General features: G+C 70.1%; 14 protein-coding genes. 10 read left to right on the top strand and 4 right to left on the bottom strand.

Going from position 1 to position 17,748, the window contains the following annotated elements; all coding sequences use genetic code 11:
- Positions 1-135: 135 nt before the first annotated feature.
- Positions 136-1,083, top strand: coding sequence for a bifunctional riboflavin kinase/FAD synthetase (locus IE277_RS25840; protein WP_189956096.1), 948 nt, complete (start codon positions 136-138; stop codon positions 1,081-1,083).
- Between the two features lie 92 nt (positions 1,084-1,175).
- Here the strand turns inward: IE277_RS25840 and IE277_RS25835 are convergent, their stop codons facing one another.
- Entirely contained in the window at positions 1,176-4,433 is a 3,258-nt protein-coding gene (locus IE277_RS25835) for an SCO5717 family growth-regulating ATPase (RefSeq protein WP_229881962.1), read from the bottom strand.
- Between the two features lie 678 nt (positions 4,434-5,111).
- Between IE277_RS25835 and IE277_RS25830 the strand changes: the two genes are divergently transcribed.
- A complete protein-coding gene (locus IE277_RS25830) occupies positions 5,112-6,581 on the top strand; it encodes an outer membrane protein assembly factor BamB family protein (RefSeq protein ID WP_229881961.1) in 1,470 nt (489 codons plus the stop codon).
- 75 nt (positions 6,582-6,656) lie between these two features.
- On the opposite strand, the gene IE277_RS25825 is transcribed toward IE277_RS25830, so the two are convergent.
- Positions 6,657-6,950, bottom strand: a complete 294-nt coding sequence (locus IE277_RS25825) for a DUF397 domain-containing protein (RefSeq protein WP_189956094.1) — start codon at positions 6,948-6,950, stop codon at positions 6,657-6,659.
- Between the two features lie 265 nt (positions 6,951-7,215).
- Between IE277_RS25825 and rpsO the strand changes: the two genes are divergently transcribed.
- From rpsO to IE277_RS25800, 5 genes are all read left to right on the top strand, one after another.
- Positions 7,216-7,503: a 30S ribosomal protein S15 gene (rpsO, locus tag IE277_RS25820; RefSeq protein WP_010042739.1), complete on the top strand. Its 288-nt coding sequence runs from the start codon at positions 7,216-7,218 to the stop codon at positions 7,501-7,503.
- A 327-nt stretch (positions 7,504-7,830) separates the two neighbouring features.
- On the top strand, positions 7,831-10,050 hold the full coding sequence (locus IE277_RS25815; protein ID WP_189956093.1) for a polyribonucleotide nucleotidyltransferase: 2,220 nt from the start codon (positions 7,831-7,833) through the stop codon (positions 10,048-10,050).
- Positions 10,047-11,426, top strand: coding sequence for a M16 family metallopeptidase (locus IE277_RS25810; protein WP_189956092.1), 1,380 nt, complete (start codon positions 10,047-10,049; stop codon positions 11,424-11,426). Before IE277_RS25815 ends, IE277_RS25810 begins: the two co-directional genes overlap by 4 nt.
- Before the next feature lie 26 nt (positions 11,427-11,452).
- Positions 11,453-12,205, top strand: a complete 753-nt coding sequence (dapB, locus tag IE277_RS25805; protein ID WP_189956091.1) for a 4-hydroxy-tetrahydrodipicolinate reductase — start codon at positions 11,453-11,455, stop codon at positions 12,203-12,205.
- A 13-nt stretch (positions 12,206-12,218) separates the two neighbouring features.
- Positions 12,219-12,671: a tetratricopeptide repeat protein gene (locus IE277_RS25800; protein ID WP_189956090.1), complete on the top strand. Its 453-nt coding sequence runs from the start codon at positions 12,219-12,221 to the stop codon at positions 12,669-12,671.
- Between the two features lie 75 nt (positions 12,672-12,746).
- Here IE277_RS25800 and IE277_RS25795 read toward each other — a convergent pair whose 3' ends face one another.
- Together IE277_RS25795 and IE277_RS25790 are read right to left on the bottom strand one after the other, a co-directional pair.
- Positions 12,747-13,307 carry an SCO5741 family PH domain-containing membrane protein gene (locus IE277_RS25795; RefSeq protein WP_189956089.1) on the bottom strand — a complete coding sequence of 187 codons (561 nt, stop codon included), beginning with the start codon at positions 13,305-13,307 and terminating at the stop codon, positions 12,747-12,749.
- 90 nt (positions 13,308-13,397) lie between these two features.
- Positions 13,398-13,634: a hypothetical protein gene (locus IE277_RS25790; RefSeq protein WP_189956088.1), complete on the bottom strand. Its 237-nt coding sequence runs from the start codon at positions 13,632-13,634 to the stop codon at positions 13,398-13,400.
- 181 nt (positions 13,635-13,815) lie between these two features.
- On the opposite strand from IE277_RS25790, the gene thyX reads away from it, so the two are divergent.
- From thyX to IE277_RS25775, 3 genes are all read left to right on the top strand, one after another.
- Positions 13,816-14,577, top strand: coding sequence for an FAD-dependent thymidylate synthase (thyX, locus tag IE277_RS25785; RefSeq protein ID WP_189956087.1), 762 nt, complete (start codon positions 13,816-13,818; stop codon positions 14,575-14,577).
- Positions 14,578-14,798: 221 nt separating this feature from the next.
- Positions 14,799-15,698, top strand: coding sequence for a 4-hydroxy-tetrahydrodipicolinate synthase (gene dapA, locus IE277_RS25780; RefSeq protein WP_189956086.1), 900 nt, complete (start codon positions 14,799-14,801; stop codon positions 15,696-15,698).
- Between the two features lie 154 nt (positions 15,699-15,852).
- On the top strand, positions 15,853-17,538 hold the full coding sequence (locus tag IE277_RS25775) for a ribonuclease J (protein ID WP_189956085.1): 1,686 nt from the start codon (positions 15,853-15,855) through the stop codon (positions 17,536-17,538).
- The last annotated feature ends 210 nt before the right edge of the window (positions 17,539-17,748 follow it).

Genomic DNA, 17,748 nt, shown 5'->3' with positions numbered 1-17,748 from the left:
GAGCGAGCGGCGCCCGGGACGTGCGCCCCGTCACAGCCTCCCTACCGATGCGGGCCCGCGGGACCCGGCGTGGCACCCTTAGACCTGCGCAAGTCTTAAGAGTCGATATGGACACGGGTTCGAGGAGCGGTCACAGTGCAGCGCTGGCGTGGCTTGGAGGACATCCCCCAGGACTGGGGGCGCAGCGTCGTCACCATCGGTTCCTACGACGGCGTCCACCGCGGCCACCAGCTGATCATCAAGCACGCCGTGGACCGCGCCCGTGAGCTGGGCGTCCCGGCCGTCGTCGTCACCTTCGACCCGCACCCCAGCGAGGTCGTCCGCCCCGGCAGCCACCCGCCGCTGCTCGCCCCGCACCACCGCCGGGCCGAGCTGATGGCCGGCCTGGGCGTGGACGCGGTCCTCATCCTCCCGTTCACCACCGAATTCTCCAAGCTCTCGCCCGCCGAGTTCGTGGTGAAGGTGCTGGTGGACAAGTTGCACGCGAAGGCGGTCGTCGAGGGCCCGAACTTCCGCTTCGGCCACAAGGCCGCCGGCAACGTCGACTTCCTCACCGAGCAGGGCAAGGTCTACGACTTCGAGGTCGAGCTCATCGACCTGTACGTCACCGGCGAGGCGGGCGGCGGTCTGCCGTTCTCCTCGACCCTGACCCGCCGCCTGGTCGCCGAGGGCGATGTCGAGGGCGCCCGCGAGATCCTGGGCCGGCCGCACCGCGTCGAGGGCGTGGTCGTGCGCGGCGCCCAGCGCGGCCGCGACATGGGCTTCCCGACGGCCAACGTCGAGACCCTCCCGCACACCGCCATCCCCGCCGACGGCGTGTACGCCGGCTATCTGCACGTCGCGGGCGAGGCCATGCCGGCCGCGATCTCCGTCGGCACGAACCCGCAGTTCGACGGCACCGAGCGCACGGTGGAGGCGTACGCCATCGACCGTGTCGGCCTCGACCTGTACGGCCTGCACGTCGCCGTCGACTTCCTCGCGTACGTCCGCGGCCAGGCGAAGTTCGACTCGCTGGACGCCCTGCTGGAGCAGATCGCCGCGGACGTGAAGCGGTGCCGCGAGATCATCGCCGCGGACGAGTAGGGCTCTTCCCGGCCGGCATACGGCAAGCGGCAAGCGGCAAGCGAAGGGCGGCCGGTGCGGAGAACGCACCGGCCGCCCTTCGTCATGCGGTCCTACTGCTGGGGAGGCTGGGGCGGCTGCGGGTAGCCCTGCTGCGGCGGGTACGGCTGGCCGGGGGCCTGCGGCGGGTACGGCTGCTGCCCCGGCTGTCCCGGGTAGGGCTGCTGCGGCGGACCGCCGTACAGGTCCGGGCCGAGGGCCTGGGGGTACGGCTGGCCCGGCATGGGCTGGCCCGGCATCGGCGGGGCGGCCACCGGCGGCGGGTTGCCGTCACTGGTCCACAGCCCGTGCGACTGCTGGTGGCGTACGAAGTCCTCGGCGACCATGGCCGCGAGGTTGAAGTACGCCTCGCGCGTCCGCGGCCGCATCATGTCGAGGTCGACCTCGGCACCGGCGGCCAGATGCTCGTCGAAGGGCACGACCACGACCCCGCGGGTGCGCGTCTCGAAGTGGGACACGATGTCCTCGACCTTGATCATCTTGCCGGTCTCGCGCACCCCGGAGATCACGGTGAGGGACCGCGAGACCAGGTCGGCGTACCCGTGCGCGGAGAGCCAGTCCAGCGTCGTACTGGCGCTGCTCGCACCGTCCACGGACGGCGTGGAGATGATGATCAGCTGGTCGGCGAGATCGAGCACGCCACGCATCGCGCTGTACAGCAGGCCGGTGCCGGAGTCGGTCAGGATGACCGGGTACTGGCGGCCGAGCACGTCTATCGCACGCCGGTAGTCCTCGTCGTTGAACGTGGTCGAGACCGCCGGGTCCACATCGTTGGCGATGATCTCCAGACCGGAGGGCGCCTGTGAGGTGAACCGCCGGATGTCCATGTAGGAGTTCAGGTACGGGATCGCCTGCACCAGGTCACGGATGGTGGCGCCGGTCTCCCGGCGCACGCGCCGCCCGAGCGTACCGGCGTCCGGGTTGGCGTCGATCGCGAGGATCTTGTCCTGGCGCTCGGTGGCCAGGGTGGCGCCGAGCGCGGTGGTCGTGGTGGTCTTGCCCACGCCGCCCTTGAGGCTGATGACCGCGATCCGGTAGCAGGACAGCACCGGCGTGCGGATCAGCTCCAGCTTGCGCAGTCGCTCGGCTTCCTCCTTCTTCCCGCCGAGCTTGAAACGGCTGGATGCCGCGGTGGGCCGCCCGCTCTTCGCCTTCTGCTTCTTGTTGATCAGCCGGTCGGCGGAAAGCTCCACGGCGGCGGTGTAACCGAGCGGCGCGGCACCGGGGTTGGTCGGCTGCCGCTGGTCGTGCTGCACGGCCTGCGGCCACGCGGCCCCGGTCCGCGGATCGACCGGCGCGTGCGGGGCCTGCGGGGCCTGCGGGGCCTGCGGAGGCTGCGGGGCCTGCGGGGCCTGCGGAGGCTGCGGGGCCTGCGGGGCCTGCGGAGGCTGCGGGGCCTGCGGGGCGGCCTGCGGGGCCTGAGGCGCCTGCGGGGGCTGAGGGAACTGCGGGGGCTGCGGTGCTTGCGGGCCCTCGGCCACGGGCGCACCGTCCGGGTGCTGCGGCGGCTGCGGGAAGCCGTAACCGCCCGGCTGGGGCTGGGCGTTGGGGGTGGTGCCGGGATGCGGGAAGCCGTAACCGCCGGGCGGGGTGGGCCCGTTGGGGACCGGCGGCTGGGCCTCGGGGGGCTGCGGGAAGCCGTAACCGCTCGGCGGAGTGGGCGCGTTGGGCGTCGGCGGTTGGGGGACAGGCGGCTGCGGGAAGCCGTAGCCACCCGGTGCGGCGGGTCCGGTCGGGGCCGGCGGCTGGTTCCAGGCGGCCGGCGCGGGCTGCGGGGCCTGCGGGTGGAAAGGCGGCTGCTGTCCGGGCGCACCGCCGGGCCCCTGCGCGGCCGCCGGCTGTGGCCGGCCGGGCACGGGGCCGGGCTGCTGGGGCGCGGCAGGCTGCGGCTGGCCCGGCCACTGGGCCGCCGGAGCGGGCGCTGCGGGCTGGTAGGAGGGCGGCAGCGGGGGCATCCCGCTCGGCGGCGCGGGCGGCGGCGACCAGGCGGGCCGGGCGTCCTCAGGGGCGGGCGGGACGGGGGCCTGCGCCGGGATGGCATCCTCCGGCGCGTCCATCGGGGACGCGCTGTCCTGGGCGGCGGCCTCGGCCACGACGGCGTCGGTGGGCTCGGGGGCGGCGGAGGCACCGTCGTCGGACCGGGAGTCGAGGGACTGCGCGTCCTCGGGCTGCGCGTCGCCGGGACGGGCGTCTTCGGGACTGCCGTGGCCGGGCTCGGCGTCCTTGGACTCGGTGTCCTCGGACTCGGCGTCGGCGATGGAGCCCTCCCGGGCGTCGGCCGCGTCCGTGGCGTCGCGAACGGCGTCGTCCTCGCCGGTGTCCGCGCTCTCCGCCGTGTTCTCGGCCTCGTCTTCGCCCCGGTCCGTTTCCTCGTCACCCGCGCTCTCGTGCCCGGATCCGTCCTCGGCGGACTGCTCGGACGCGTCACCTTCGGCACCGGCACCGGTGCCACCGGCACCGCTGGCACCGTCGGCCGGCTGGTCGGCCGAGCCCGTACCCGAAACCTCCGCGGCGCCCTCCGCGGCGCCCTCCACAGAGCCTTCGGCGGAACCCTCGCCGGAGTCCTCGGAGCCTTCGTCGCCGGATTCGGCCTCCTGCGCGGCCACCCCCGCGCGCTCGGCGATCTCGGCCATCTCACGCTTCAGGGCGACGGCGGAGAAGCGCATGGTGGCCCCGCTCTCCAGGTCCCCGCTGCCCGTCTCCGGCTCGACCGCGGCGGCCGGGGCGGTGGACGCCTCCGGCTGGACCTGGGGGGCGGACTGCGGCCGCTGCAGCTCGAAGCCGTCCGGCAGCCTCGGCATCGACACTGGGCCCCCGGTGGGCGGCGCGGGCGGCACGGGCGCGGCATAGGGCGCGCCCTGGGCCGGCGGGGGCGGAGGCGGCGGTGCGTACGCGGTGCCCTGGGGCGGCGTGTACGGAGTCCCCTGCGGCGGTGCGAAGGGGGCGCCCTGCGGCGGTGCGAAGGGGGCACCCTGCCGCGGATCGTGCGGAGTTCCCTGCGGCGGGGTCGCGTAGGGGTGGGCGGCGGGCGGCTGCGGAGCCGGTCCCGGCACCGGCGTGTTCGACGGGTACGACGGCACCGCGGACGCGGCAGGGCCGCCCGGGTCGCCGGAGCTGTTCGCCCCAGGGACACCCGAGGTACCGGAGGAGCCGGACGCGTCGTCGGACGGATCCGGCGCGTTCTGCGTGTACCAGGCGGGTGGTGCGTAGTCGATGGTGAACTCGCCGGTGGTGTCCAAGGCCTCCGCGTCGGGTTGGTCATCGCCGGGTGTGGCCCAGCCCCCGCGCATCCCGTCCCGATCGCTGCTCACAGTTCCTCCTGGTGTGGTCGAGCACCCTCATGCCGTGCCGAGGCGACCATGTCGTCTGGTTCCGAGTCGTCCGTAGTCGTGCGGGGCAGTCCGATCCGACGGCTCTCCCCCTGGGGCACCGACGACCGGTCGACGGGTCGTGCCATCGCGCCCTCTCCCAGCCTAATCATCACGAGCCGTACCTCGGCAGGCCCGCCCGTCCCCGAGCACATGCCCAAGCATCCCGAACCGCCCCTCCGGTCACGCGACTTGGCGGGGGAAAATGACGGATCAATCAACTGGAAAGTGACAAATAGGAGAGCTTTGCTCCCGTGAGCAAAGGGGACAGGAAGGGGCAGTTCCGTCCATCCGGCGGCAGGAGCGGAGTTCGCCCACAGGCCGGTTGGGGCTGTGGGACCCGTTTACTAGAGTGACGGCATTGCGAAAACGAATGCTTGAGCGGCGCGCTTGCCGCAAGCGGGGGACGAGTACGGGAGAGGCGCAAGGTGCTGCCTGAAGCGGGTCCGGCACGCGCCTCCGTCGCCGATCCGCCTCCTCGCAGCTCGCCAAGTCGCCATCGGGCGCCCCTGCTTCTGCGACCGGAGCAGCCCCGAAGCCGCCCGGCGGCGCACAGCCAAGACGACGTACAGCTCTCGCGAAGGGGAGTGCCTCACCGTGGGCTTCGGACCACCCTCGTCCATGTACACCCAGTCGGCCCTGGCCGCCGGCGACTCCCGGTCCAGACGGCGTAGACGCGTCCTCGGAGGGATCGTCGCGGCGGTGGTCGTCCTCGCCTGCCTCGGCGCGGGTCTGATCTGGTACGGCTCGGGCGGACACACCAAGGGGCGGACCGACGCCAAGGCGGTCGCGCAGGCCCCGGACGCCATACGCGAGACCGTGGAGAAGGCCCCCGTCTCACCGGAGGGCCAGACCGTCGTGAAGCACGAGGAGAATGGCCTCACCGGCAATAAGCAGCGACTCGCACCCGGCACTTGGGCCACGGGCAAGATCCTCGCCCGGGCCGTCGCCGACCACATCGAGGGCTACAGGATCGAGCCCCATCCCGACTGGGACGCGAAGACCTGGAGCCTCCAGCTCGACGGCCATGTCTGCGCCACCAGCCGCGACGTCACCGCCGACGGCCGTACCGCGGTCGTCGTGCAGCCCGCACGCGCCAAGTCCTCCGGCAAGAACGGCGTCTGCGACGAGGTGGTCATGGTCGACCTCGACACCGGCAAGAAGCTCTGGCAGAAGAAGATGCCGTCCGCCGACTTCGCCTACGTCACCAACACCAACATCGCGCTGACCCAGGGCGTCGTGGCCATCGCCTGGGACCTCGGGTCGGTGGCGTACGACATGGCCGACGGCAAGCAGCTGTGGAACACCACGGTCGCCTCGTCCCAGTGCCACGACAACGGCTACGCGGGCGGACGGGCCCTGCTGGCCCTCGTCAAGTGCGGCGAATGGGAGGACACCACCTACCGGGTGGAGAAGCTGGACCCGCGCACCGGCAAGACCCTGTGGCGGTACTCGGTCAGCAAAGGCATCAAGCAGGTCTACCTGCCGTCCGCCGACCCGCCCGTGCTCGCCGTGGAGGCGGGGGACTACGCCATCACCGACCTGATCACGCTGGACTCCGGGACCGGCGAGGAGCAGGCCCGGATCTCGATGACGAAATACGAGCCCCAGTGCAGCGACGACATGTACTTCGGCATCGTCGCCAAGTGCTACGGCATGGTGGTCGGCCGCGACCGGATCTTCGTCATGAGCAAGGACGGCGACGACATCGCGAAGCCGCAGAACAAGATCACGGCCTTCGACGTCAAGAAGGGCACCGCTGTCGCTACGTTCGAGGGCCGTATGGCCCAGTCGGTTCTCCCGGTCCGTATGAACGGTGACGACCTGATCATCTACCGCAAGAGCCTGGACGCCATCCAGCCCTCGGCCGTAGTGGACTGGAACCTCCGCACGAACAAGGAGACCCCGTACCTCCTGTTCCAGCTTCCGGAGGACGACACCCAGATCGACAATCCAGATGAGTCGGACATCATCTATGAGCAGGGCCGTGTCTTCTTCGCTCACCGCTCGCTCGAACAGGACGACGTCCATTCGAAGGACCCGGTCCTGTCGGTGATCGGCGTGGGCACCGCGGGGCTGCTCCAGCACTGACACGCGCAAGGGGGCGGCACGCACGCGTGCCGCCCCCTTCTGCAACGGTGTGTCACCGCTTTCCCCAACGGTGTGTCACCGCGCGTCGGGCTCTCCGTCGTGCGGCATCGGCTGCAGATCGAACTCCCCGTCCCGGGCCCCCAGCACGAACGCCCGCCACTCCGCCTCGGTGTACCGCAGCACCGTGCCGTGGTCGAGCGAGGAACGCATCGCCACCGCCCCGTCGGGCAGATACGCGATCTCGACCCGCTCCTCGTGCTCCTCGGTCCCCGGCGCGCCGTGCCACTCGACGCCCGAGATGTCGAGCGCGTACAGCTCGTCCCGCTCCCGCTCCTTGCGCGCCTTGATCTCCGCTTCCGTCTCCGTCATGGTGCAGTGATCCCTTTCCGGCGTGAGTACGGTCCGGCGCTCACCCTAGTGGCCGCTCGCGTCCCACCTGGGCGGTTTCAGAACCCGGGGAAAGATGCCGGCCACGTGCTGGTACCCTGAGTGACGGCCGTTCGTGTACGCACCCCTGGAGCCACGGCTCTGGCTGGCCGCGCCCGACGGACCCCGCCTCCCGAGTAACGGAAGCTTCCCCGAGATGTAGACCGGGGGCACTCGGTGGCACTCAACAGACTAATGAGGAGTACGCGTGTCGCTCGACGCCGCTACGAAGAAGCAGATCATGTCCGAGTTCGGTACCAAGGAGGGTGACACCGGCTCCCCCGAGGTCCAGGTCGCTCTGCTCTCCCGCCGGATCTCCGACCTGACGGAGCACCTCAAGACCCACAAGCACGACCACCACTCCCGTCGTGGCCTGCTGATCCTCGTCGGTCAGCGCCGCCGCCTTCTCCAGTACCTGGCGAAGAAGGACATCCAGCGCTTCCGTGCGCTGGTCGACCGCCTCGGCATCCGCCGCGGTGCGGCGGGCGCCAAGTAAGACGCCATGACAGGGAGCGGTTCCCGGTAGCACACCCGGGGCCGCTCCCTTCGTCGTACATGCGGAAACGTGCGGAGTGTCACTCACGCTTTGTAGTGTGGTAGCAAAACGCAGTACGTACGACACAGCACGACAACGCACGACAACGAACGAGGAGAAGCGCACCTCGCCGCCGCCGGTCCTCGGTAGTGGCCCCCGGGGGGAAGCGAACCCCGGGTGCTTCGATCGAAGACCGGCCCGCACCAGACGGCGCGCTTCTCCGCCACCGTCCCCCTGCCACACGGGCAGCCAAGGGACGAAAGACGATATGTAACGGAGAAAACGCTAGTGGAGAACGAGACCCACTACGCCGAGGCCGTCATCGACAACGGCCCCTTCGGCACCCGCACGATCCGCTTCGAGACGGGCCGCCTGGCCAAGCAGGCCGCCGGCTCCGCCGTGGCGTACCTGGACGACGACACCATGGTGCTGTCGGCCACCACCGCCTCCAAGAACCCCAAGGACCAGCTCGACTTCTTCCCGCTGACGGTGGACGTCGAGGAGCGGATGTACGCGGCCGGGAAGATCCCCGGTTCCTTCTTCCGCCGTGAGGGCCGTCCCTCCGAGGACGCCATCCTCACCTGCCGTCTCATCGACCGTCCGCTGCGCCCGTCCTTCAAGAAGGGCCTGCGCAACGAGATCCAGGTCGTCGCCACGATCATGGCGCTCAACCCCGACCACCTGTACGACGTCGTGGCGATCAACGCCGCCTCCGCGTCCACCCAGCTGGCCGGTCTGCCCTTCTCCGGCCCGATCGGCGGCGTCCGCGTCGCGCTGATCCGCGGCCAGTGGGTCGCCTTCCCGACGCACACCGAGCTGGAGGACGCCGTCTTCGACATGGTCGTCGCCGGCCGTGTCCTGGAGGACGGCGACGTCGCGATCATGATGGTCGAGGCCGAGGCCACCGAGGGCACCATCAAGCTCGTCGAGAGCGGCTCCGAGGCGCCGACCGAGGAGGTCGTCGCCGCCGGTCTGGAGGCCGCGAAGCCCTTCATCAAGGTCCTGTGCCGCGCCCAGGCGGACCTCGCCGCGAAGGCCGCCAAGCCGACCGGCGAGTTCCCGATCTTCCTGGACTACCAGGACGACGTCTTCGAGGCCCTGACGGCCGCCGTCCGCCCCGAGCTGGCCCAGGCGCTCACCATCGCCGGCAAGCAGGAGCGCGAGGCCGAGCTGGACCGCGTCAAGGGTCTCGCCGCCGAGAAGCTCCTGCCGGAGTTCGAGGGCCGCGAGAAGGAGATCTCCGCCGCGTACCGCTCGCTCACCAAGCAGCTGGTCCGCGAGCGTGTGATCAAGGAGAAGAAGCGCATCGACGGCCGCGGTGTCACCGACATCCGCACGCTGGCCGCCGAGGTCGAGGCCATCCCGCGGGTGCACGGCTCCGCGGTGTTCGAGCGTGGCGAGACCCAGATCCTGGGCGTCACCACCCTCAACATGCTCCGCATGGAGCAGCAGCTGGACACCCTCTCCCCGGTGACCCGCAAGCGCTACATGCACAACTACAACTTCCCGCCGTACTCCACCGGTGAGACCGGCCGCGTCGGCTCCCCGAAGCGCCGCGAGATCGGCCACGGCGCCCTCGCCGAGCGCGCCCTCGTGCCGGTCCTGCCGACGCGCGAGGAGTTCCCCTACGCGATCCGCCAGGTCTCCGAGGCGCTGAGCTCCAACGGCTCGACGTCCATGGGCTCGGTCTGCGCCTCCACCATGTCGCTGCTGAACGCCGGTGTGCCGCTGAAGGCCCCCGTCGCCGGTATCGCCATGGGTCTGATCTCCCAGGACATCGACGGCGAGACGCACTACGTCACCCTCACCGACATCCTCGGTGCCGAGGACGCCTTCGGTGACATGGACTTCAAGGTCGCCGGCACGAAGGAGTTCGTGACCGCCCTCCAGCTCGACACCAAGCTGGACGGCATCCCGGCCTCCGTCCTGGCCGCGGCCCTCAAGCAGGCCCGCGACGCCCGCCTGCACATCCTCGACGTGATGATGGAGGCCATCGACCGGCCCGACGAGATGAGCCCGCACGCCCCGCGGATCATCACCGTCAAGATCCCGGTCGACAAGATCGGCGAGGTCATCGGCCCCAAGGGCAAGATGATCAACCAGATCCAGGAGGACACGGGCGCCGAGATCACCATCGAGGACGACGGCACGATCTACATCGGTGCCGCCGACGGTCCCTCGGCGGAGGCCGCCCGCGCCACGATCAACGGCATCGCCAACCCGACGATGCCCGAGGTCGGCGAGCGCTACCTGGGTACGGTCGTCAAGACGACCACCTTCGGTGCGTTCGTCTCCCTGCTGCCCGGCAAGGACGGTCTGCTGCACATCTCGCAGATCCGCAAGCTGGCCGGCGGCAAGCGCGTGGAGAACGTCGAGGACGTCCTCGGTGTGGGCCAGAAGGTCCAGGTCGAGATCGCCGAGATCGACTCCCGCGGCAAGCTCTCCCTCATCCCGGTGATCGAGGGCGAGGAAGGCTCTGACGAAGCGAAGGACGACGCCGAGCAGTGACGTCCCGTAGCTCCAAGGTGACGGCCCGCCCCTCTTCGGAGGCGCGGGCCGTCGCCCGTACCCAAACCCTCATCAAGGGCCAGAACGGCATCGGCACGGTCCGTAAGACCACCCTCCCGGGCGGCCTGCGCATCGTCACCGAGACCCTGCCCTCGGTCCGCTCCGCGACCTTCGGAATCTGGGCGCACGTCGGCTCCCGCGACGAGACCCCGGCCCTGAACGGCGCCACGCACTACCTGGAGCACCTGCTCTTCAAGGGCACGCACCGGCGCAGCGCACTGGACATCTCCGCCGCCCTCGACGCCGTCGGCGGCGAGATGAACGCGTTCACGGCGAAGGAGTACACGTGCTACTACGCGCGCGTGCTCGACACCGACCTGCCGCTCGCCATCGATGTCGTCTGCGACATGCTGACCGGCTCGCTGATCCGGGAGGAGGACGTCGACGTCGAGCGCGGCGCGATCCTCGAAGAGATCGCGATGACCGAGGACGACCCGGGCGACTGTGTGCACGACCTGTTCGCGCACACCATGTTCGGCGACAACGCCCTCGGCCGCCCGGTCCTCGGCACGGTCGACACGGTCAACGCCCTGTCCGCCGACCGCATCCGCCGCTTCTACAAGAAGCACTACGACCCGACCCACCTCGTGGTCGCCTGCGCCGGCAACATCGACCACGCCAAGGTCGTACGACAGGTCCGTGCGGCCTTCGAGAAGGCGGGTGCCTTCAGGAACCTGGACGTGCAGCCGATCGCCCCGCGCGACGGCAGCCGCAGGATCCGCACGTCCGGCAAGGTCGAACTGCTCGGCCGCAAGACCGAGCAGGCCCATGTCGTCCTCGGCATGCCCGGCCTCGCCCGCACCGACGACCGCCGCTGGGCCATGGGCGTGCTCAACACCGCCCTCGGCGGCGGCATGTCCTCCCGCCTCTTCCAGGAGGTCCGGGAGAAGCGCGGCCTCGCCTACAGCGTGTACTCGTACACCTCGGGCTTCGCCGACTGCGGCCTGTTCGGCGTGTACGCCGGCTGCCGGCCCAGCCAGGTGCACGACGTGCTGAAGATCTGCCGTGACGAACTCGACCACGTCGCCGCCAACGGCCTCACCGACGACGAGATCGTCCGCGCCATAGGACAGCTCCAGGGCTCCACCGTCCTCGGCCTGGAGGACACCGGCGCGCTGATGAACCGTATCGGCAAGAGCGAGCTGTGCTGGGGCGAGCAGATGTCCGTCGACGACATGCTGGACCGGATAGCCGCGGTCACCCCGGACGAGGTCCGCTCGGTCGCCGGCGACATCCTGGGACAGCGCCCGTCGCTGTCGGTCATCGGCCCGCTGAAGGACAAACAGGCCGCACGCCTGCACGACGCCGTCGCCTGACCCACCTCCCGTAAGGAACGAAGAAGATGAGCAAGCTGCGCGTGGCGGTCCTCGGTGCCAAGGGCCGGATCGGGTCCGCGGCGGTCAAGGCGGTCGAGGCCGCCGAGGACATGGAGCTGGTCGCCGCCCTGGGCCGGGGCGACAAGCTCCAGACCCTGGCGGAGACCGGCGCCCAGGTCGCCGTGGAGCTGACCACCCCCGACTCCGTCATGGACAACCTCGACTTCTGCGTGCGCCACGGCATCCACGCGGTCGTCGGTACGACGGGCTGGACCGAGGAGCGCCTCGCGCAGCTGACGGGCTGGCTGGACCGGTCCCCGCAGACCGGTGTGCTCATCGCGCCGAACTTCTCCATCGGCGCCGTGCTGACGATGAAGTTCGCGCAGATCGCCGCGCCGTACTTCGAGTCGGTCGAGGTGGTCGAGCTGCACCACCCGAACAAGGTGGACGCTCCGAGCGGTACGGCCACGCGCACCGCTCAGCTCATCGCCGAGGCCCGCCGGGCCGCGGGCACGGCCCCGGCACCGGACGCCACGGCGACGGCCCTGGACGGCGCGCGGGGCGCCGACGTGGAGGGGATCCCGGTCCACGCCGTCCGCCTGCGCGGCCTCCTGGCCCACCAGGAGGTACTGCTCGGCGGCGAGGGCGAGACCCTGACCATCCGCCATGACTCCCTGCACCACAGCAGCTTCATGCCGGGCATCCTGCTCGGTGCCCGCCGCGTGGTGACCACTCCGGGCCTGACCTTCGGCCTGGAACACTTCCTGGACCTGAACTGAGCCGGAAGACGTCATGCGCGCGAAGATCACCTACCTCGTCACGGCGGCCGTCCTGGTCTTCTACTTCGTCCTGGTCGGCAGCCGCGGCATCATGCTCATCCAGTCCGGCACGGTCCTCACCGTCACCTTCGGCGTGGCGGTGCTGATCCTGCCGGTCATCGGACTGTGGTTCCTGTGGAAGAACACCCAGTTCGTCCGCAAGGCCAACCAGCTCGCCGCCGCCCTCGACGCCGAGGGCGGACTGCCCGTGGACGAGCTGCGGCGCACCCCGGGCGGCCGGATCGACCGCGACTCGGCGGACGAGGTGTTCGCCCGTCGCAAGGCCGAGACCGAGGCGTCCCCGGACGACTGGCGCTGCTGGTTCCGCCTCGCCGTCGCCTACCACGACGCCCGCGACACCCCACGCGCCCGCAAGGCGATGCAGAGGGCCATCGCCCTGCGCGAAGGACGTCCCGTCGAGGCCTGACCGAACGCGCCCCAGGCGGCACGCGTGGGCGCCGGGCACCCCCTCCGGGGGAGGCCGTACGTATGCCGGTGGCGGTCAGCCGTTCCCGTGCCCGTACTCCGCCGCCCAGGCCTCCACCGTGTCCGCCGCCCGGTCGAACGCCGCCGGCCGGCCCAGGAAGTCCAGCGTGTGCGTCGTCAGCAGCGGCGCCGTGTCCCCGGCCGGCCGGTCCTTGCGTACGAGCGTCAGTGCCTGCCCCTGCACCGTGCGGGGCAGTCCCAGCCAGCGCACCGGCTGCTGCACCGTCCGCACGGAGAGCACCCGCGCCCACGGCGCCGTACGCGTCACCAGAAGACCGACATGACGCAGTCCGCGGCTGCTCACCCACACACCCATGCGCAGCAGGCGAAGCGCGCAGGCGATGACCACCAGCGCCAGGACGAGGACCGTCGCAGCGGAGGAGACCGAGCCGGTCAGGGCGATGACGACCGCGGCGAACAGCACGAAGGCGGCCAGCAGCAGCACCAGTGCCGCCACACCCACACGCCAGGGACCCGGACGATAGGGACGCCGCCAGCGCTCCCGGTCGTCGTACGGCAGCGCGCTCTCGGAAGCGGCCTCAAAGGTGCGGTCGGCCGACAGGATGGACAGGGGCACGGCTGATCCTCACTCGATCCTCGCGTGGGCTGTGCCCGGTGAGGCTATCCGCCGTCGTTCCCGCTCACCACCCGAGGGCGGCCGGAAGAGTCAGTGTCCCTCGGAGGCCTGGGACTGCTGCGTCGGCGCATCGGACGGCGTGGACATCGCCGGCATACCGAGGATCAGGGCCCCTATCAGCCCCGCGACGATGGTGAGTCCCAGCAGCGAACGCCCGGCTATCTCCCCGAACGACGCCCGCTGACGGGGCGGGGGAGTGATATTGCTGCGGAAGCTCTCTGCCTCGGCCAGGAAGGCGAAGGGTACGGGCTCGCGCCGACGGAACATCGGGGGTACGTCTCCTTTCGGGGTCGAACGAACGGCTCTCACCGATACAGACGCTCGATTGACACAAAAGGTGCCCATGTCGGAAAAAATCCATGGTGGGTTTTCCGAGGGCATGTTCTGAGGCCACGTACTGCGTGGGCCGGGCGGGGGCCCCGTAAGGTGGGCGCGAACCACAGCTGTGATGGGAAGGACCCCAACCCCCGTGACCACCCCCGAGTCGCTCCCCGAGTCGCTCACGTTCCGCAGTGACGTCACCGTCGAGCTCGTGAAGTCCAGCGCTTCCGACGCCGACGTCCTCTTCGCCGCGCGGGTCTCCACCGCCGGAGAGCAGTCCCTGGACGAGCTGAAGAAGGACCCCGAGCGCTCCAAGGGCCTGATCAACTACCTGATGCGCGACCGGCACGGCAGCCCGTTCGAGCACAACTCGATGACGTTCTTCATCAGCGCCCCGATCTTCGTCTTCCGCGAGTTCATGCGGCACCGGGTCGGCTGGTCGTACAACGAGGAGTCCGGTCGCTACCGCGAGCTGGAGCCGGTCTTCTACGTGCCCGACGCCTCCCGCAAGCTCGTGCAGCAGGGCCGCCCGGGCAAATACGTCTTCGTCGAGGGCACCCCGGCCCAGCAGGAGGCCGTCGGCAGCACCCTGCGGGAGTCGTACGAGCAGTCGTACACCGCCTACCAGAAGATGCTCGCCGAGGGGGTCGCCCGCGAGGTCGCCCGCGCCGCCCTGCCCGTGGGCCTCTACTCGTCGATGTACGCCACCTGCAACGCCCGCTCCCTGATGCACTTCCTCGGCCTGCGCACCCAGCACGAGCTGGCCAAGGTGCCGTCCTTCCCGCAGCGGGAGATCGAGATGGTCGGCGAGAAGATGGAGGCGCAGTGGGCGCAGCTCATGCCGCTGACGTACGCCGCCTACAACGCGAACGGGCGCGTGGCCCCGTAAGAAAGGCCTACGAAGCCCTGTTCCCCCACCAGGAACGGATGTACGCATCAGCCGGGCGAAGTGTCCGTATTGCGGCATTTGGAGAAGTTCATCTAGCCTGATCAAACGGACCCGGCACTGCTTGAACCCCCGAGCAGGCAGTGCCGGGCTCCGCATTTGTCCTGACTTTCCCGGCACCCCACGGGCAGACCACGCATGGAGCACCGAGTAGCGTGTTACCCATGGCTCCGACCTCGACTCCGCAGACCCCCTTCGGGCGGGTCCTCACCGCCATGGTCACGCCCTTCACGGCGGACGGCGCACTCGACCTCGACGGCGCGCAGCGGCTCGCCGCCCACCTGGTGGACGCAGGCAACGACGGCCTGATCATCAACGGCACCACCGGCGAGTCCCCCACCACGACCGACGCGGAGAAAGCGGACCTGGTACGAGCCGTACTGGAGGCGGTCGGCGACCGCGCCCACGTCGTGGCCGGCGTCGGCACCAACGACACCCACCACAGTCTGGAGCTGGCCCGCGAGGCCGAGCGGGTCGGCGCCCACGGCCTCCTCGTCGTCACGCCGTACTACAACAAGCCCCCGCAGGAGGGCCTGTACCGGCACTTCACGGCGATCGCGGACGCCACGGGCCTGCCCGTCATGCTCTACGACATCCCCGGCCGCAGCGGCGTCCCGATCAACACCGAGACGCTCGTCCGGCTCGCCGAGCACCCCCGGATCGTCGCCAACAAGGACGCCAAGGGCGACCTCGGCCGCGCCAGCTGGGCCATCGCCCAGTCCGGTCTCGCCTGGTACTCCGGCGACGACATGCTGAACCTCCCGCTGCTGTCGGTGGGCGCGGTGGGCTTCGTCTCGGTCGTCGGCCACCTCGTCACCCCCGACCTGCGCGCCCTCGTGGACGCGTACACCTCGGGCGACGTCGTCAAGGCCACCGAGATCCACCAGAAGCTGCTCCCGGTCTACACCGGCATGTTCCGCACCCAGGGCGTCATGACCACCAAGGCCGCCCTCGCCCTCCAGGGTCTGCCCGCGGGCCCGCTGCGCTCGCCCATGGTCGAGTGCTCGCCCGAGGAGATCGCCCAGCTCAAGATCGATCTTGCTGCCGGCGGGGTACAGCTCTGACAACAGACTTGGCACCACACGGGCTTCACAACTGAAGAACAACAGAAGAAGCGGGCCACCGGTGCCCGCACCCACAACGACAACTGCTTCTGCACGAACGTCTCACGCGCCACGTGCCCGACCGGTACGTGGCGTGTGTGGTGAGGAGAGTCTTTTGAGTCATCCGCATCCTGAACTCGGCCCGCCCCCGCCGCTCTCCGAAGGAGGCCTGCGGGTCACCCCGCTCGGCGGTCTCGGTGAGATCGGCCGAAACATGACGGTCTTCGAGTACGGCGGCCGTCTGCTGATCGTCGACTGCGGAGTGCTCTTCCCCGAGGAGGAGCAGCCCGGAATCGACCTGATCCTGCCGGACTTCTCGTCCATCCGGGACCGCCTCGACGACATCGAGGGCATCGTCCTCACCCATGGTCACGAGGACCACATCGGCGGTGTCCCGTTCCTGCTCCGCGAGAAGCCGGACATCCCGCTGATCGGCTCCAAGCTGACCCTCGCTCTGATCGAGGCCAAGCTCCAGGAGCACCGGATCCGTCCGTACACCCTGGAGGTGGCCGAGGGGAACCGCGAGCGCATCGGGCCCTTCGACTGCGAGTTCATCGCCGTCAACCACTCCATTCCGGACGCGCTGGCCGTCGCCATCCGCACCCCCGCCGGCATGGTGGTGCACACCGGTGACTTCAAGATGGACCAGCTCCCGCTGGACAACCGTCTCACCGACCTGCACGCCTTCGCGCGGCTGAGCGAGGAGGGCATCGACCTCCTGCTCACCGACTCCACGAACGCCGAGGTCCCGGGCTTCACCCCGCACGAGCGCGACATCTCCAATGTGCTGCGCCAGGTCTTCGCGAGCGCCCGTAAGCGGATCATCGTGGCGAGCTTCGCCAGCCACGTCCACCGCATCCAGCAGATCCTGGACGCGGCCCACGAGTACGGCCGCCGGGTCGCCTTCGTCGGCCGCTCCATGGTCCGCAACATGGGCATCGCGAGGGACCTCGGCTATCTGAAGGTCCCGCCGGGCCTGGTCGTCGACGTCAAGACGCTCGACGACCTCCCCGACCACGAGGTGGTCCTGGTCTGCACCGGTTCCCAGGGCGAGCCGATGGCGGCTCTGTCCAGGATGGCCAACCGCGACCACCAGATCCGCATCGTCGACGGGGACACGGTCATCCTGGCCTCGTCCCTGATCCCCGGAAACGAGAACGCGGTCTACCGCGTGATCAACGGCCTGACCCGCTGGGGCGCCAACGTCGTCCACAAGGGCAACGCCAAGGTGCATGTCTCCGGTCACGCGTCCGCGGGCGAGCTGCTGTACTTCTACAACATCTGCCGCCCGAAGAACCTGATGCCGGTGCACGGAGAGTGGCGCCACCTGAGGGCGAACGCGGAGCTCGGCGCCATGACGGGCGTCCCGCACGACCGGATCGTCATCGCCGAGGACGGCGTGGTGGTCGACCTGGTCGAGGGCAGGGCCAAGATCTCCGGCAAGGTCCAGGCCGGATACGTCTACGTCGACGGCCTCTCCGTCGGCGACGTCGGCGAACCGGCCCTCAAGGACCGCAAGATCCTCGGCGACGAGGGCATCATCTCGGTCTTCGTGGTCGTCGACTCCTCCACCGGCAAGATCACCGGCGGCCCGCACATCCAGGCGCGCGGCTCCGGTATCGAGGACTCGGCCTTCGCCGATGTCACCCCGAAGATCGCGGAAGTGCTGGAGCGGTCCGCCCAGGACGGCGTGGTGGAGCCCCACCAGCTGCAGCAACTCATCCGGCGCACCCTCGGCAAGTGGGTCTCGGACACCTACCGCCGCCGGCCGATGATCCTCCCGGTGGTCGTGGAGGTCTGACGCCTCGTCGGAGCATTCACCCGAGCGGGGCGCCTCGATTTGCATCGGGGCGCCCCGCTCCAGTACGTTTACGGCTCCGCCTCACCGGGAACCCCAGCACTTCATGTGCTGGACACAGGCTCCTGGAGCCGGGTGGGAAAACCGACTCAGAACTTCTGATAAAGTCGGAACCGCCGGAAAGGAAACCGCGAGAAAGACGCGGGGAACTGG

It is taken from the genome of Streptomyces alanosinicus, assembly GCF_014650595.1.
Lineage (GTDB): Bacteria > Actinomycetota > Actinomycetes > Streptomycetales > Streptomycetaceae > Streptomyces > Streptomyces alanosinicus.
The sequence above is the reverse complement of the archived record's forward strand: the minus strand, read 5'-3'. Positions and strand labels throughout refer to the sequence as shown.

Excerpts from the sequence above, each read along its gene's own strand:
- IE277_RS25825 (WP_189956094.1), bottom strand. The coding sequence starts at position 6,950 with ATGACGGAGACGGAAGCGGAGATCAAGGCGCGCAAGGAGCGGGAGCGG.
- IE277_RS25790 (WP_189956088.1), bottom strand. The coding sequence starts at position 13,634 with ATGTTCCGTCGGCGCGAGCCCGTACCCTTCGCCTTCCTGGCCGAGGCA.
- thyX (WP_189956087.1), top strand. The coding sequence starts at position 13,816 with ATGGGAAGGACCCCAACCCCCGTGACCACCCCCGAGTCGCTCCCCGAG.
- IE277_RS25800 (WP_189956090.1), top strand. The coding sequence starts at position 12,219 with ATGCGCGCGAAGATCACCTACCTCGTCACGGCGGCCGTCCTGGTCTTC.
- IE277_RS25830 (WP_229881961.1), top strand. The coding sequence starts at position 5,112 with ATGTACACCCAGTCGGCCCTGGCCGCCGGCGACTCCCGGTCCAGACGG.
- dapA (WP_189956086.1), top strand. The coding sequence starts at position 14,799 with ATGGCTCCGACCTCGACTCCGCAGACCCCCTTCGGGCGGGTCCTCACC.
- dapB (WP_189956091.1), top strand. The coding sequence starts at position 11,453 with ATGAGCAAGCTGCGCGTGGCGGTCCTCGGTGCCAAGGGCCGGATCGGG.